General features: G+C 68.5%; 13 protein-coding genes and 1 tRNA gene. 8 read left to right on the forward strand and 6 right to left on the reverse strand.

What is annotated here, in order from left to right; translation table 11 throughout:
- Positions 1–112: 112 nt before the first annotated feature.
- From ACIA5F_RS13190 to ACIA5F_RS13205, 4 genes are read left to right on the forward strand one after another with little or no spacing between them, the layout of a single operon-like run.
- Complete coding sequence (locus ACIA5F_RS13190) at positions 113–1,045, forward strand: branched-chain amino acid ABC transporter permease (RefSeq protein ID WP_399352132.1); 933 nt, start codon at positions 113–115, stop codon at positions 1,043–1,045.
- Between the two features lie 5 nt (positions 1,046–1,050).
- The gene (locus ACIA5F_RS13195; RefSeq protein ID WP_399352361.1) at positions 1,051–2,772 is read left to right on the forward strand and encodes a branched-chain amino acid ABC transporter permease; all 1,722 of its coding nucleotides are present in this window, start codon (positions 1,051–1,053) and stop codon (positions 2,770–2,772) included.
- A 5-nt stretch (positions 2,773–2,777) separates the two neighbouring features.
- A complete protein-coding gene (locus ACIA5F_RS13200; protein ID WP_399352363.1) occupies positions 2,778–3,653 on the forward strand; it encodes an ABC transporter ATP-binding protein in 876 nt (291 codons plus the stop codon).
- On the forward strand, positions 3,650–4,366 hold the full coding sequence (locus tag ACIA5F_RS13205; protein WP_399352133.1) for an ABC transporter ATP-binding protein: 717 nt from the start codon (positions 3,650–3,652) through the stop codon (positions 4,364–4,366). The genes ACIA5F_RS13200 and ACIA5F_RS13205 overlap by 4 nt, the downstream gene beginning before the upstream one ends.
- Before the next feature lie 131 nt (positions 4,367–4,497).
- Here the strand turns inward: ACIA5F_RS13205 and ACIA5F_RS13210 are convergent, their stop codons facing one another.
- Positions 4,498–5,151 carry an ANTAR domain-containing response regulator gene (locus ACIA5F_RS13210; protein WP_399352135.1) on the reverse strand — a complete coding sequence of 218 codons (654 nt, stop codon included), beginning with the start codon at positions 5,149–5,151 and terminating at the stop codon, positions 4,498–4,500.
- A 93-nt stretch (positions 5,152–5,244) separates the two neighbouring features.
- Here ACIA5F_RS13210 and ACIA5F_RS13215 point away from each other — a divergent pair.
- Positions 5,245–5,327, forward strand: a tRNA-Leu gene (locus ACIA5F_RS13215).
- Between the two features lie 86 nt (positions 5,328–5,413).
- Positions 5,414–6,202, forward strand: coding sequence for a helix-turn-helix domain-containing protein (locus tag ACIA5F_RS13220; RefSeq protein ID WP_399352137.1), 789 nt, complete (start codon positions 5,414–5,416; stop codon positions 6,200–6,202).
- Here the strand turns inward: ACIA5F_RS13220 and ACIA5F_RS13225 are convergent.
- Positions 6,199–6,768, reverse strand: a complete 570-nt coding sequence (locus ACIA5F_RS13225) for a hypothetical protein (protein ID WP_399352139.1) — start codon at positions 6,766–6,768, stop codon at positions 6,199–6,201. The genes ACIA5F_RS13220 and ACIA5F_RS13225 overlap by 4 nt on opposite strands.
- 157 nt (positions 6,769–6,925) lie before the next feature.
- Between ACIA5F_RS13225 and ACIA5F_RS13230 the strand changes: the two genes are divergently transcribed.
- Complete coding sequence (locus ACIA5F_RS13230) at positions 6,926–7,177, forward strand: EF-hand domain-containing protein (protein WP_399352140.1); 252 nt, start codon at positions 6,926–6,928, stop codon at positions 7,175–7,177.
- A gap of 113 nt (positions 7,178–7,290) precedes the next feature.
- Here the strand turns inward: ACIA5F_RS13230 and pyk are convergent, their stop codons facing one another.
- Positions 7,291–8,718 (reverse strand): pyruvate kinase, encoded by a 1,428-nt coding sequence (gene pyk, locus ACIA5F_RS13235; RefSeq protein WP_399352142.1) that lies wholly within the window; start codon positions 8,716–8,718, stop codon positions 7,291–7,293.
- A 192-nt stretch (positions 8,719–8,910) separates the two neighbouring features.
- On the reverse strand, positions 8,911–9,615 hold the full coding sequence (locus tag ACIA5F_RS13240; protein ID WP_399352144.1) for an SIMPL domain-containing protein: 705 nt from the start codon (positions 9,613–9,615) through the stop codon (positions 8,911–8,913).
- A 195-nt stretch (positions 9,616–9,810) separates the two neighbouring features.
- Between ACIA5F_RS13240 and ACIA5F_RS13245 the strand changes: the two genes are divergently transcribed.
- A complete protein-coding gene (locus ACIA5F_RS13245; RefSeq protein ID WP_399352146.1) occupies positions 9,811–11,616 on the forward strand; it encodes a bifunctional metallophosphatase/5'-nucleotidase in 1,806 nt (601 codons plus the stop codon).
- A 61-nt stretch (positions 11,617–11,677) separates the two neighbouring features.
- Here ACIA5F_RS13245 and ACIA5F_RS13250 read toward each other — a convergent pair whose 3' ends face one another.
- Entirely contained in the window at positions 11,678–13,087 is a 1,410-nt protein-coding gene (locus tag ACIA5F_RS13250; protein WP_399352148.1) for a lysine N(6)-hydroxylase/L-ornithine N(5)-oxygenase family protein, read from the reverse strand.
- Positions 13,084–14,523: a pyridoxal phosphate-dependent decarboxylase family protein gene (locus ACIA5F_RS13255; protein WP_399352150.1), complete on the reverse strand. Its 1,440-nt coding sequence runs from the start codon at positions 14,521–14,523 to the stop codon at positions 13,084–13,086. Before ACIA5F_RS13255 ends, ACIA5F_RS13250 begins: the two co-directional genes overlap by 4 nt.
- Positions 14,524–14,649: the final 126 nt, after the last annotated feature.

Below are 14,649 nucleotides of genomic sequence, written 5' to 3' on the forward strand. Positions count from 1 at the left end.
CCCACCGGCCCCGGCCCCACCACCACCCGGTCCCCACGGACCACACCGCGCGAGGGCGCGCACAGCGCCCTCGCGCGGAGTCATATCCGACACGCTCATCGGAGGCCCTGCGGTGAACGAACTGCCGCAACAGCTGGCCAACGGCCTTGCCCTCGGTGCCCTCTACGGCCTCATCGCCATCGGGTACACCATGGTCTACGGCATAGTCCAGCTCATCAACTTCGCCCACGGCGAAATATTCATGATCGGCGGCTTCGGCGCCCTCACCACCTACACCGCACTCCCCAGCGGAACCTCACTCCTGGTGGCGATACCCCTCATGATCATCGGAGGCGCCCTCGCCTCCGTCGCCGTAGCCACCGCAGCCGAACGCTTCGCCTACCGCCCCCTGCGCAGCGCACCCCGGCTCGCCCCCCTCATCACCGCCATCGGCCTCTCGATCGCCCTCCAGCAACTCGTCTGGCAGTTCTACCCCGACGCCAAGAAGGCCGTCAGCTTCCCCGAATTCAAGGGCGACGCCTACCAGATCACCCACAACCTGGCCATCCAGCGCGCCGACGCCTTCGTCCTCGCCCTCGCCCCGCTCTGCATGCTCGCCCTCGGCGTCTTCGTCTCCAAGAGCCGCAGCGGCCGCGCCATGCAAGCCACCGCCCAGGACCCCGACACCGCCAAACTCATGGGCATCAACACCGACCGCATCATCGTCATGGCCTTCGCCATCGGCGCCGCGTTCGCCGCCGTCGCCGCCGTCGCCTACGGCGTCGACAAAGGCCAGATCAACTTCGAGATGGGCTTCATCCTCGGCCTCAAGGCCTTCACCGCAGCCGTCCTCGGCGGCATCGGCAACATCTACGGCGCCATGGTCGGCGGCGTCGTCCTCGGCCTCGCCGAAGCACTCTCGATCGCCTACATCGAGGACATCCCCGGCATGCAGCAGCTCGGCGGCGGAGCCTGGTCCAACGTCTGGGCGTTCGTCCTCCTCATCGTCGTCCTCCTCGTCCGGCCACAAGGCCTGCTCGGCGAGCGCGTCGCGGATCGGGCGTGACAACCATGACCACCCACACCACCCCCCAGCCCCAGGCACAGGCACAGGCCACCAAGCCCACCGCCCTGCTCTACGCGGTCATCGCCGGCAGCCTCCTCACCCTCGCCAGCGCCTTCCTCGCCTGGACCTGGACCTCAGAATTCCCCGGCGACCTCACCTACTACGGCAGCCCCGCAGGCCTCCAATACCTCAGCCTCGCCGGAGCCACCCTCACCACCGCCCACGCCCTCGCCGCCCTCGACATCAAGGGACTCCGCTGGCTCACCCCCAACGGCGCCCGCAAGGCGATCTGGCTCCTGGCCCTCGGCACCTTCGCCGCCACCTGGTTCACCGTCCTCTCCATCACCTGGGTCCTCGGCGGACTCGTCAACCTCGAACCCGGCGCCTACCTCGCCCTCGCCGGCTCCCTCGTCCCCGCCCTGGCCGCCTACAAACTCCCCGACGACACCCGAAAAGCCGCACCGGCGAAACGACTCCCCTCCTGGGCCGAGATCCTCGTCATCGCCGCCGTCTTCGCCCTCGGACTCTTCGTCGTCACCTACGGCATCGACACCGACGACAAAGAACCCCAACTCTTCGTCGCCTACCTGATCACCGTCGGCTTCGCCGCCACCGCACTGCTCAAATCCGGACTCATCGACCGGATCACGAAGATCACCACCGACCACCGCCAGATCACCCTCATCGCCACCATGGCGGCAGCCGTCGGATTCCCCTTCATCCAGCAGAGCGGCGACACCTACACCCTCATCGCCGTCAACATCCTGATCTTCGCCACCGTCGCCCTCGGCCTCAACGTCGTCGTCGGCCTCGCCGGACTCCTCGACCTCGGCTACGTCGCCTTCCTCGGAGTCGGCGCCTACACCGCCGCCCTCGTCTCCGGAGCCGCATCCTCCGCCTTCGGCATCCACATCCCCTTCCTCGGCGCCGTCGTCGTCGGAGCCCTCGCCTCACTCATCTTCGGCGTCGTCATCGGAGCACCCACCCTCCGCCTGCGCGGCGACTACCTCGCCATCGTCACCCTCGGCTTCGGAGAAATCTTCCGCATCGCCATGGGCAACCTCGACGGCGTCTCCGGACCCAAAATCACCAACGGCCCCAACGGCATCCCCAACATCCCCCACCTCGAAATCTTCGGCTACAACTTCGGCGAGTCCCACACCGTCCTCGGCGTCCAACTCGGCGCCTACGCCAACTACTACCTGCTCATGCTCCTCGTCATGGCCCTGGTCATCGTCGTCTTCGCCCGCGCCACCAACAGCCGCATCGGCCGCGCCTGGGTCGCCATCCGCGAGGACGAGACCGCCGCCACCGCCATGGGCATCAACGGCTTCCGCGTCAAACTCATCGCCTTCGCCCTCGGCGCCACCCTCGCCGGACTCGCCGGCACCGTCCAGGCCCACGTCAACACCACCGTCGTCCCCGAGAACTACGTCTTCGCCGGACCCGTCCCCCCGAACTCCGCGTTCCTCCTCGCCGCCGTCATCCTCGGCGGCATGGGCACCGTACGCGGCCCCATCCTCGGCGCCGCACTCCTCTTCCTCATCCCCGCCAAACTCGCCTTCCTCCAGGACTACCAACTCCTCGGCTTCGGCATCGCCCTCATCCTCCTCATGCGCTTCCGCCCCGAAGGCCTCATCGCCGACAAACGCGCGAAGCTCGAATACCACGACAACACCACCGACCAGGCCCCCACGGACCTGACCACCGCCAAGGCGGGGGCGTGAACACCATGACAACCACCACAGACACCACAGCCACCCGGACCACCGTCCTCGAAGCCAGCGGCGTCACCATGCGCTTCGGCGGCCTCACCGCCGTCCGCTCCGTCGACCTCACCGTCAACGCAGGCGAAATCGTCGGCCTCATCGGCCCCAACGGCGCCGGAAAAACCACCTTCTTCAACTGCCTCACCGGCCTCTACGTCCCCACCGAAGGCACCGTCAGCTACAAAGGCACCGTCCTCCCCCCCAAACCCCACCTCGTCACCCAGGCCGGCATCGCCCGCACCTTCCAGAACATCCGGCTCTTCGCCAACATGACCGTCAAGGAAAACGTCCTCGTCGGACGCCACACCCGGACCAAAGAAGGACTCTGGTCCGCCCTCCTACGCGGCCCCGGCTTCAAAAAGGCCGAAGCAGCCTCCGAAGCCCGCGCCATGGAACTCCTCGAATTCATCGGCCTCGCCCACAAGGCCGAACACCTCGCACGCAACCTCCCGTACGGCGAACAACGCAAACTGGAGATCGCCCGCGCCCTCGCCAGCGACCCCGGCCTCCTCCTCCTCGACGAACCCACCGCCGGCATGAACCCCCAGGAGACCCGCGCGGCCGAAGAACTCATCTTCGCCATCCGCGACATGGGCATCGCCGTCCTCGTCATCGAGCACGACATGCGCTTCATCTTCAACCTCTGCGACCGCGTCGCCTGCCTCGTCCAGGGCGAAAAACTCGTCGAAGGCACCGCCACCGTCGTCCAGGGCGACGAACGCGTCATCGCCGCCTACCTCGGCACCCCCTTCGACGCCCACCCCGACACCGCAGAAACCCCCAGCACCACCAGCACCGCCAGCACCACCCGCACGGAACCGGAAGGAGAGACCACATGACCGCCCTCCTGGAGGTCGAAGACCTCAAAGTGGCCTACGGCAAGATCGAAGCCGTCAAGGGCATCTCCTTCACCGTCGAAGCCGGCCAGATCGTCACCCTCGTCGGCACCAACGGCGCCGGCAAGACCACCACCCTGCGCACCCTCTCCGGACTCCTCAAGCCCAGCGGCGGACGCATCCTCTTCGACGGCAAACCCCTCAGCAACGTCCCCGCCCACAAGATCGTCGCCCTCGGCCTCGCCCACTCCCCCGAGGGCCGCCACATCTTCCCCCGCCTGTCCATCACCGAGAACCTCCAGCTCGGCGCGTTCCTCCGCACCGACAAAGACGGCATCGAAAAGGACATCCAACGCGCCTACGACCTCTTCCCCATCCTCGGCGAACGCCGCAAACAAGCCGCGGGCACCCTCTCCGGCGGCGAACAGCAGATGCTCGCCATGGGCCGCGCCCTCATGTCCCAGCCCAAACTGCTCATGCTGGACGAGCCCTCCATGGGCCTCTCCCCGCTGATGATGCAGAAGATCATGGCCACCATCGCCGAACTCAAGGCCACCGGCACCACCATCCTGCTCGTCGAACAGAACGCCCAGGCCGCGCTCTCCCTCGCCGACCAGGCCCACGTGATGGAGATCGGCAAGATCGTCCTCTCCGGCACCGGCCAGGACCTCCTCCACAACGAGGACGTCCGCAAGGCCTACCTCGGCGAGGACTGACCCACCCCCGGCCCGGACCCGACCACTGCGGGCACCACCGCACCGGGCACGACCGCTCCGGGCACGCGAAAGGCCCGTCTCCCCCGGAACACACCCCGGGAGGGACGGGCCTCATCCATGACCCCGGGCACTCAGCCCTTGGCGGCGTTCTTCTTCTCCTCGGCGTCCTCGATGACCGCCTCCGCGACCTGCTGCATGGACATCCGGCGATCCATGGAGGTCTTCTGAATCCAGCGGAACGCGGCCGGCTCGGTCAGCCCGTACTGCGTCTGGAGCACACTCTTGGCCCGGTCCACCAGCTTGCGGGTCTCCAGCCGCAGCGAAAGGTCCGCGACCTCCTTCTCCAGCGCCCGCAGCTCCGCGAAACGCGACACCGCCATCTCGATGGCGGGCACCACGTCGCTCTTGCTGAACGGCTTCACCAGGTACGCCATGGCCCCGGCGTCCCGGGCCCGCTCGACCAGGTCGCGCTGCGAGAACGCGGTCAGCATCAGCACCGGGGCAATGGACTCCTCCGCGATCTTCTCGGCGGCGGAGATCCCGTCCAGGACGGGCATCTTCACGTCGAGGATGACCAGGTCGGGCCGGTGCTCACGGGCCAGCTCCACCGCCGTCGCACCGTCCCCGGCCTCACCGACGACGGCGTAGCCCTCCTCTTCCAGCATCTCCTTGAGGTCGAGACGGATGAGCGCCTCGTCCTCGGCGATGACGACCCGCGTCGTCAGCGGCGGAACATGCGACTGGTCGGCGTCGGGGGTGGGCGTCGACTCGTGCTCGGCGGTCACGGAGGGCTCCTTGTTGCGGGGCTGCACTGCTTGTATGAGCCTACCTAGCAGCGCCGCCGCATGGTCACCCGGTACACTGCGACGTGCAACCTGGCCGGGTTGGCGGAATGGCAGACGCTGATGTCTCAAACACATCTGTCCGAAAGGACGTGCGGGTTCGAATCCCGCACCCGGCACAGTTACCGCAAAGCGGACGTTCACCTTCGCGTGAACGTCCGCTTTTTGCTACGCAAAGGCATTGAATGTCGCACACAGTGGCGGCATGAAATTCCACGGCCCCGAAGTGCGGCAAAGAGCCCTGTCCCTGCTGCGGGACGGCATGAAGAACGCTGAAGTGTCGCGACATCTCGGCATACCACTGGGCACCATCGGCTACTGGAAACACACGGACCGCGCGAAGCGCGGCGAGTGCCCGGGCCGACACCGTCCGGAGTGCCCGCGTTGCGACGGCAGCCCGCTCGACCGGAAGGCGTACGCGTACCTGCTCGGCCTCTACCTCGGCGACGGACACATAAGCCACTACTCCGGTCACCGAGTACCCAACCTCATGATCACCTGCGATGACCACTGGCCAGGACTCATGGACTCAGCAGAGCAGGCCGTACAGCGGGTATTCCCCTTCAACCAGGTCTGCCGGGTCCGCAAGATCGGATGTCACAACGTCAAGGTCTACTCGAAGCACCTTGAATGCCTGTTCCCCCAGCACGGACCCGGCCGAAAGCACGAGCGGCGGATCGCCCTCGAAGGCTGGCAGCAGGAGATCGTCGACGCGCATCCGTGGGACTTCGTCCGGGGGCTGATCCACTCCGACGGCTGCCGGATCACCAACTGGACCACCCGCATGGTCGGTGGTGAGCGGAAACGGTACGAGTACCCCCGGTACATCTTCACCAACAAGTCGGACGACATCCGCGCGATCTGCACCGACACCCTCACCAAGGTCGGCGTCCAGTGGACGATCCTGGCCCGGGACGGCGCCCCTTTCAACGTCTCCGTCGCCCGCAAGGCGTCCGTCGCGCTCATGGACGCGCACATCGGGCCGAAGTACTAGGCGGTGGTGCGGCTCGAACGGGGGTTCATGGTCATCGGGCAGGTGTGCCACAGTTCCACGCCGGCCGTGATCAGTTCCCGTACCGCGTGCTGTTCGTCGGGGGTCCACGCACCGGGCTCGCCTGCGAAGAGTTTCTCGTAGGCGCTGTTGTGCACCGCTGTCTGCTGGGGCAGCCGGTGGGGGGTGTGGAGGCCCCGGGCCAGGTCTTCGAAGAAGTTCCATGCTTCCAGGACCGCGCCCGGTGGGGGTTTCCGGTGTGCTGGGGCCGCCAGCCAGTGCTGGACGTCGGTGAGTTCCAGGGTGGCGGTTGCGGGGTCGGCGAGTTTCCAGCCGCGTCGGGTCGCGTAGGTGCGGGCCTGCCGGGCTGTGACGAATGCTTGTACGTGGGGGTGGTCGGCGACCGGTTCGGTGAGTATCTGGTCGGGTTCGTCGCCGGGGCCGCCGATCCACAGGAGCACCGTGCTGCGGTCGTTTCCGCGGATGCGGTACCTGTAGAGGTGTTCGGGGTGTTCGGGTCTGCGGGGGCTTCGGGTGGTCCGCGTGTCGGCTGTCACGGTCTTCGTCACGTGTTCACCCTGGCATGGGCCGTGGGACCCGTCGTGTGTTTTTCTTCGCGGCCGGGGCTTACGGGGGGCTGAGGGCGGGGGCCCGTAGGGTGCGCGGTGGCGGGGCGGTGTCAGGGCCGTCGGGGGCGCCGCAGTCGTACGGAGAGGGGACTCGGTGATGAGTGAGAAGGCTCGTGTGTTGTTCGACGCGCTGGATCTGGACGCGGATGGTGAGCTGACGCGGGTCGAGGTGATCGCGGCGTTGCGGTCGAAGGGGCCGACGTTGGCTGCGCGGGGGGTGTTGCCGTTCTGGGGTGTGGGGGACGGGGATGCGTCGTCGGCGTTGTTCGATGCGGCTGACCGGAACGGGGACGAGGTGTTGTCGTTCGAGGAGTTCGCGGCGGAGGTGGACCGGCGGTTCGGTTGGTAGGGGTTTCCGGTGGCGGGGGTCGGGGTCCGCGTCGGGCGGTGTTCCGGGTGGGGTGCCCGACGCGGTGCGTCGTGTGCGTGCGGGGCGGGGCGGGGCCGCTGGTGGTGGGTGGGTCAGTGGACGGCGTCGCCGATGTGGTGGATGCGGACGAGGTTGGTCTTGCCGCTGACGCCGGGGGGTGAGCCGGCGGTGATGACGACGGTGTCGCCGGGGACGCAGCGGCCGATGCGCAGGAGTTCTTCTTCGACCTGGGCGACCATGGCGTCGGTGGATTCGACGTGGGGGCCGAGGAAGGTTTCGACGCCCCAGGTGAGGTTGAGTTGGGAGCGGGTGGCCTGGTCGGGGGTGAAGGCGAGGAGGGGGATGGGTGAGCGGTAGCGGGAGAGTCGGCGGACGGTGTCGCCGCTCTGGGTGAAGGCGACGAGGAATTTGGCGTCGAGGAAGTCGCCCATTTCGGCGGCTGCGCGGGCGACGGCGCCGCCTTGGGTGCGGGGTTTGTTGCGGTCGGTGAGTGGGGGGAGGCCCTTGGCGAGGATGTCTTCTTCTGCTGCTTCGACGATGCGTGCCATGGTGCGGACGGTTTCGACGGGGTGTTTGCCGACGCTGGTTTCGCCGGAGAGCATGACGGCGTCGGTGCCGTCGATGACGGCGTTGGCGACGTCGGAGGCTTCGGCGCGGGTGGGGCGGGAGTTTTCGATCATCGAGTCGAGCATTTGGGTGGCGACGATGACGGGTTTGGCGTTGCGTTTGGCGAGTTTGACGGCGCGTTTCTGGACGATGGGGACGTGTTCGAGGGGCATTTCGACGCCGAGGTCGCCGCGGGCGACCATGATGCCGTCGAAGGCGGCGACGATGTCGTCGATGTTGTCGACGGCTTGGGGTTTTTCGATTTTGGCGATGACGGGGAGGCGGTGGCCTTCTTCGTCCATGATGCGGTGGACGTCGTGGATGTCGTGGCCGCTGCGGACGAAGGAGAGGGCGATGATGTCGGCGCCGGTGCGCAGGGCCCAGCGGAGGTCTTCGATGTCTTTGTCGGAGAGGGCGGGGACGGAGACGGCGACGCCGGGGAGGTTGAGTCCTTTGTGGTCGGAGACCATGCCGCCTTCGATGACGAGGGTGCGGACGTGGGGGCCGTCGACGGCGGTGACCTGGAGGGTGACGCGGCCGTCGTCGACGAGGATGAGTTCGCCGGTGGTGACGTCGGTGGCGAGTCCGGGGTAGGTGGTGCCGCAGGTGTGGCGGTCGCCTTCGTGGTGTTCGACGGTGATGGTGAATTCGTCGCCGCGTTCAAGGAGTACGGGGCCTTCGCGGAAGCGGCCGAGGCGGATCTTCGGGCCTTGAAGGTCGGCGAGGACTCCGACGCTGCGTCCGGTTTCTTCGGAGGCTTTGCGGATGTGGCGGTACCGCTCCTCGTGTTCGGCGTAGGTGCCGTGGCTGAGGTTGAGGCGGGCGATGTCCATTCCGGCTTCGACCAGGGCTTTGATCTGGTCGTATGAGTCGGTGGCGGGGCCCAGGGTACATACGATTTTTGCTCGGCGCATGGGGTGAGCGTATGCCCCTACCAGGCAGTAGGAAATTGGTTGTGGGTGTCGGCCCAACGGCCTGTGGGTGAAGGCTTGTTGACAATTGTTGAATGTGCGTGGGGGTGCTCTGATGAGCACCCCCGGGGTGGGGTTTTCCGGGTTCTCGAAGGGGTGGGGCGGGGGGAGTCCGCGTGGGTCCGTGGTGTGGGGTCAGAGTTGTGGCGGGGTCATGGTGAAGCGGGCGTTCACCTGGGCGTAGACGGTCTGGCGCTGTGGTTCGAGGTCGAGCGGGGGGGCTCCTGCTTCGGCTTCGGAGCTGTAGGCCAGGGAGCGCATCATGCCGCCGGGGGCGGCCATGGCGACGGGGGCGGCGTTCTCGGCGCCGAGGTCGGCGAGTTCGACGAGGGCGGCGAGGCGGGCGCCGAGGGCTTCGGCGTATTCGCGGGCGCGCTGGACGGCTTCGCGTACGGCTTGGCGGCGGGCTTCGCCGTGGGCGGGTGAGGTGGGGCGCAGGGCCCACCAGGGTCCGTCGACCTGGGTGAGTTCGAGGTCGGCGAGGCGGGTGGTCAGTTCGCCGAGGGTGGTGAAGTCGTTGAGTTCGGCGGTGATGTGGACGCGGCCGTGGTAGGCGCGGACGCGTTCGCCGCGGCCGTGGCGGGTGAGTTCGGGGGTGATGGAGAAGGAGCCGGTCTCGATCTTCTCGACGGGGTCTCCGTAGCTTTTGAGGAGGTCGAGGACGGTGTTGTTGCGGCGGGTGAGGTCGTCGAGGGCGGTGCGGCGGTCGGTGCCGCGGGCGTTGACGGTGATGCCGATGCGGGCGATCTCGGGGTCGACTTCGATGCGGGCTTCGCCGCGGACGGCGACGCGGGGGACGTCGGGGGTTCCGTAGGGCTGGTGCGAAGGGTCCTGGGTCATGGGTTCACTGTCGCACTGTGGCTTGTGGGTGGCCGGTGTTCGGCGGGGCCGGTCATCGGATCGCAACCTGGTGGGGGTGTTGCGGGGTGTGGTGGGCGGGTCAGAATCTACGCGCGTTGTCCGGGTCGTGGAGCGGTCGTTCTCGCCTGTTCCGGTCTGTTCTGGCCCGTTCCGGTCTGTTGAAGGGGAGTTGGCATGGTGTTCGACCGTAGGGTTTTTCTGGGGTCCTCGGCGGTGGCGGGGGCGGCGTTGGCGGGGGCTTCGGGTGCTCCGGCCGCCGCGCACGCGGGGCCGGGTACCGGTGCGGGGGCGGGTGCGCGGACGTACGCGTTCACGGTGATGGGGACGACGGATCTGCACGGGAACGTCTTCAACTGGGACTACTTCACGGACCGGGAGTTCGACGACAAGGCGCACAACGATGTGGGTCTGGCGAAGATCTCGACGCTGGTGAACCAGGTGCGGGCGCAGAAGGGTCGTCGTAACACGCTGTTGATCGATGCGGGTGACACGATCCAGGGCACGCAGTTGTCGTACTACTACGCGAAGGTGGAGCCGATCACGGCGCGGCGTGGTCCGGTGCATCCGATGGCGCAGGCGATGAACGCGATCGGGTACGACGCGGCGGCGTTGGGGAATCACGAGTTCAATTACGGGATTCCGTTGTTGCGGAAGTTCGAGGAGCAGTGTGATTTTCCGCTGCTGGGGGCGAACGCGCTGGACGCGAAGTCGCTGCGGCCGGCGTTTCCTCCGTACAGCGTGCACCGGTTGCGGACTCCGCACGGGCCGGATGTGAAGGTGGCGGTGCTCGGGCTGACGAATCCGGGGATCGCGATCTGGGACAAGGCGCATGTGCAGGGGAAGATGACGTTCCCGGGGCTGGAGGAGCAGGCGGCGAAGTATGTGCCGCGGTTGCGTTCGCTGGGTGCGGATGTGGTGATCGTGTCGGCGCATTCGGGTTCGAGCGGGACGTCGTCGTACGGGGATCAGTTGCCGTACGTGGAGAACGCGGCGGGTCTGGTGGCCGAGCGGGTGCCGGGGATCGACGCGATCCTGGTGGGGCACGCGCATGCGGAGATCCCGGAGTACCGGGTGAAGAACAAGGTGACCGGCGAGGAGGTGGTGTTGTCGGAGCCGTTGAAGTGGGGGCAGCGGCTGACGTTGTTCGACTTCGAGCTGGCGTGGGTGAAGGGCCGTTGGTCGGTGGTGAGGGTGGCGGCGCGGGTGCTGGACTCGAACACGGTCGAGGAGGACCCGAGGATCACGCGGTTGTTGTCGGACGAGCACCGCAAGGTGGTGGCGTACGTGAACCAGGTGATCGGGACGTCTACGGAGGCGATGTCTTCGGCGGAGGGGCCGGTCAGGGATGTGCCGGTGATCGATCTGATCGGTCATGTGCAGGCGGAGGCGGTGCGGGCGGCGTTGGTGGGTACGGAGTGGGCGGCGTTGCCGGTGGTGTCGCAGGCGTCGTGTTTCTCGCGGACGGCGGGGATACCGCAGGGGCGGGTGACGATCCGGGATGCGGCGGGTCTGTATCCGTTCGAGAACACGTTGGAGGCGCGGGTGCTGACGGGTGCCCAGGTGAAGGAGTATCTGGAGTATTCGGCGAAGTATTTCGTGCGGACGGCGCCTGGTGAGGTGGTGGACCCGGCGAGGCTGACGAATGCGGGGAACACGCCGGACTACAACTATGACTCCGTGTACGGGTTGACGTACGACATCGATATTTCGGAGCCGGTGGGTTCGCGGATCGTGGGGTTGTCGTACGGGGGGCGGCCGGTGGACCCGGTGGCGCGGTTCGTGCTGGCGGTGAACAACTACCGGGCTTCGGGGGGCGGGAATTTCCCGCATGTGCCGCAGGCGAGGCAGGTGTGGGCGGATTCGGACGAGATCCGCAACACGATCGTTCAGTGGGTGAGGGCGGAGGGGACCGTGGACCCGGCGCGGTTCGCGTCGGTGGGGTGGCGGTTGACCCGGGCCGGGGTTCCGGTCTTCTCCTGAGGGTTGTCCTGAGGGTTGTCCTGAGGGGTGTCCTGGGGGGGGGTGTCCTTGAGGGCGCCCCTCAGGGGTGTTCGAACAGGGGGAGGAGTTCGCCTGCGGGGTGGGGGCGGTGGGGGGTGCGCTGTTCGAGGCCGAAGGTGGTGAAGGCGGTGCGCAGGGGCTGGGGGTAGGGGTCCTGGCCGGTGAGGGTGTTCAGGATGGCGGCGCTGCGCCAGGCGGCGAGGCCGAGGTCGGGGGCGCCGACTCCGTGGGTGTGGCGTTCGCCGTTCTGGACGAAGACGCTGCCGGTGATGGTGGGGTCGAGGAGCATGCGGTAGCGGTCGTCGATGCGGGGGCGGCCGGAGGAGTCCTTGCGGAGGTAGGGGTCGAGTCCTGCGAGGAGGCTGCCGAGGGGGCGTTCGCGGTAGCCGGTGGCGAGGACGACGGCGTCGGTGGTGAGGCGGGAGCGGGTGCCTTGTTCGAGGTGTTCGAGGTGGAGTTCGACTTGGGTGGTGGCGACGCGGCCGGCGGTGCGGACGCTGACGCCGGGGGTGAGGACGGCGTCGGGCCAGCCGCCGTGGAGGGTGCGGCGGTAGAGCTCTTCGTGGATGGCGGCGATGGTGGTGGCGTCGATGCCTTTGTGGAGTTGCCACTGTGCGGGGGCGAGCTGGTCGCGGACGGGTTCGGGGAGGGAGTGGAAGTAGCGGGTGTAGTCGGGGGTGAAGTGTTCGAGGCCGAGTTTGGAGTACTCCATGGGGGCGAAGGCGGGGGTGCGGGCGAGCCAGGTGAGGCGTTCGTGGCCGGTGGGGCGGGCGCGGAGGAGGTCGAGGAAGACTTCGGCGCCGGACTGGCCTGATCCGATGACGGTGACGTGTCCGGCGCCGAGGATGCGTTGCCGGTTGTCGAGGTAGTCGGCGGAGTGGATGACGGGGACGGTGGGGGCGTCGGCGAGGGGGCGCAGGGGTTCGGGGACGTAGGGGGCGGTGCCGATGCCGAGGGCGATGTTGCGGGTGTGGGTGCGGCCGAGGGCTTCGGCTTCGCCGTCGGCGTCGAGTTGGGTGAAGTCGACTTCGAAGAGGTCGTGTTCGTGGTTCCAGCGGACGGCGTCGATCTGGTGGCCGAAGTGGAGTCCGGGGAGGTGGCCGGCGACCCAGCGGCAGTAGGCGTCGTATTCGGCGCGCTGGATGTGGAACTGCTCGGCGAAGTAGAAGGGGAAGAGTCGTTCTTTGTGTTTGAGGTGGCTGAGGAAGCTCCAGGGGCTGGCGGGGTCGGCGAGGGTGACGAGGTCGGCGAGGAAGGGGACTTGGAGGGTGGCTCCGTCGATGAGGAGTCCGGGGTGCCAGCGGAAGTCGCGGCGTTGGTCGTAGAAGGCGGTGGTGAGGGGGGTGGCGCCTTGTCGGGGGAGGCCGTGGGCGAGGGCGGCGAGGGAGAGGTTGAAGGGGCCGATGCCGATTCCTACGAGGTCCTGGGGTGCGTCGAGCTGGGCGGTCATCGGTGGGTGCTGCCTTCCAGGAGGGGGGTGAGGGGGTCCAGGTCTCGGGGGGTGTGGGTGTCGAGGAGGGTGACGAGGGTGTCCAGGTCCCTGGTGGTGGTGTGGGGGTTGAGGAGGGTGGCCTTGAGCCAGAGGTGGCCGTCGGCGTGGGTGCGGCCGAGGACGGCGTGGCCTTGGTGGAGGAGGGTGCGGCGGAGGGTGGCGGTGTGGGTGTCGTTGGTGTGGGTGGGGCGGAAGAGGACGGTGGTGATGGTGGGGGGTGCGTGAAGTTCGAAGTGGGGGTGGGCGTCGAGGAGTCGGGCGAGGTGGTGGGCGAGGGCGCAGGTGTGGTCGATGAGGTGGGCGAGGCCGTCGCGGCCGAGTGAGCGCAGGGTGGTGGCGATCTTGAGGGCGTCGGGGCGGCGGGTGGTGCGCAGGGAGCGGCCGAGGAGGTCGGGGAGGCCGGCTCGGGTGTCGTCGGGGGCGTTGAGGTAGTCGGCCCGGTGGGTGAGGGGGGCCAGGAGGGTGGTGTCGGGGACGGCGAGGAGTCCGGCGGCGGCGGGTTGCCAGCCGAGTTTGTGGAGGTCGAGGGTGAGGGAGCGGGCTCGGTGGAGTCCGGTGAGCTGGTGGCGGTGGCGGGGGCTGAGGGCGAGGAGGCCGCCGTAGGCGGCGTCGATGTGGAGGTCGGCGCCGTGGTGGTCGCAGAGGTCGGCGAGGGCGTCGAGGGGGTCGATGAGGCCGGCGTCGGTGGTGCCCGCGGTGGCGGTGACGAGGACGGGGCCGGGGGTGGTGGTGAGGGCGTGGGCGAGGGTGGCGGGGTCGAGGATGCCGCGGGGGGTGGGGAGGGTGTGGGTGGGGGGCAGGCCGAGGAGCCAGGCGGAGCGGGGGACGGAGTGGTGGGCGTTGGCTCCGTGGAGGACGGTGAGGTGGGGGCCGTGGCGTTCGCGGGCGAGGAGGAGGGCGAGTTGGTTGGCTTCGGTGCCGCCGGTGGTGACGAGGGCGTCGGGGTGGGGGGTGTCGTAGAACTCGGCGGCGAGGGTGCGGGTGAGGAGGGTTTCGAGGGCGGAGGCGGCGGGGGCCTGGTCCCAGGAGTCGAGTGAGGGGTTGAGTGCGCTGGCGGCGAGGTCTGCGGCGGCGGCGACGGCGAGGGGTGGGCAGTGCAGGTGGGCGGCGCAGAGCGGGTCGGCGGGGTCGGCGGCTCCGGCGGCGAGGGTGTGGACGAGGGTGCGCAGGGCTTCGTGGTCGCCGGTTCCGTGGTCGGGCAGTAGGTCGCCGAGTGCGGCGTGGACGCGGGCGGTGACGGTGTGGGGGCCGCCTGCGGGGAGGGGGCCGCCGCGTTCGTGGGCTCCGGTGCGCAGGGCGTCGAGGACGGTGTCGAGGAGGGGGCGGAGGGCTTCGGGGCCGTGGGGGCCGCCGGCGAGCGGGTGGGGTGGGGGTGGGCCGGGCGGCGGGGTCATGTGGAGTCCTCACGGAGGCGGGCGGGGTCGGCGGTGCCCTGCGGGCCGGTGGGCGGCGGGGCGTTGTTCCGCTGCCGGGGCCGGACATCCGGTCGGTACAACGATCAGACCCGAATGGGGTAACCG

The organism is Streptomyces sp. NPDC051567 (assembly GCF_044454165.1).
In the GTDB taxonomy this organism is placed as follows: Bacteria; Actinomycetota; Actinomycetes; order Streptomycetales; family Streptomycetaceae; genus Streptomyces.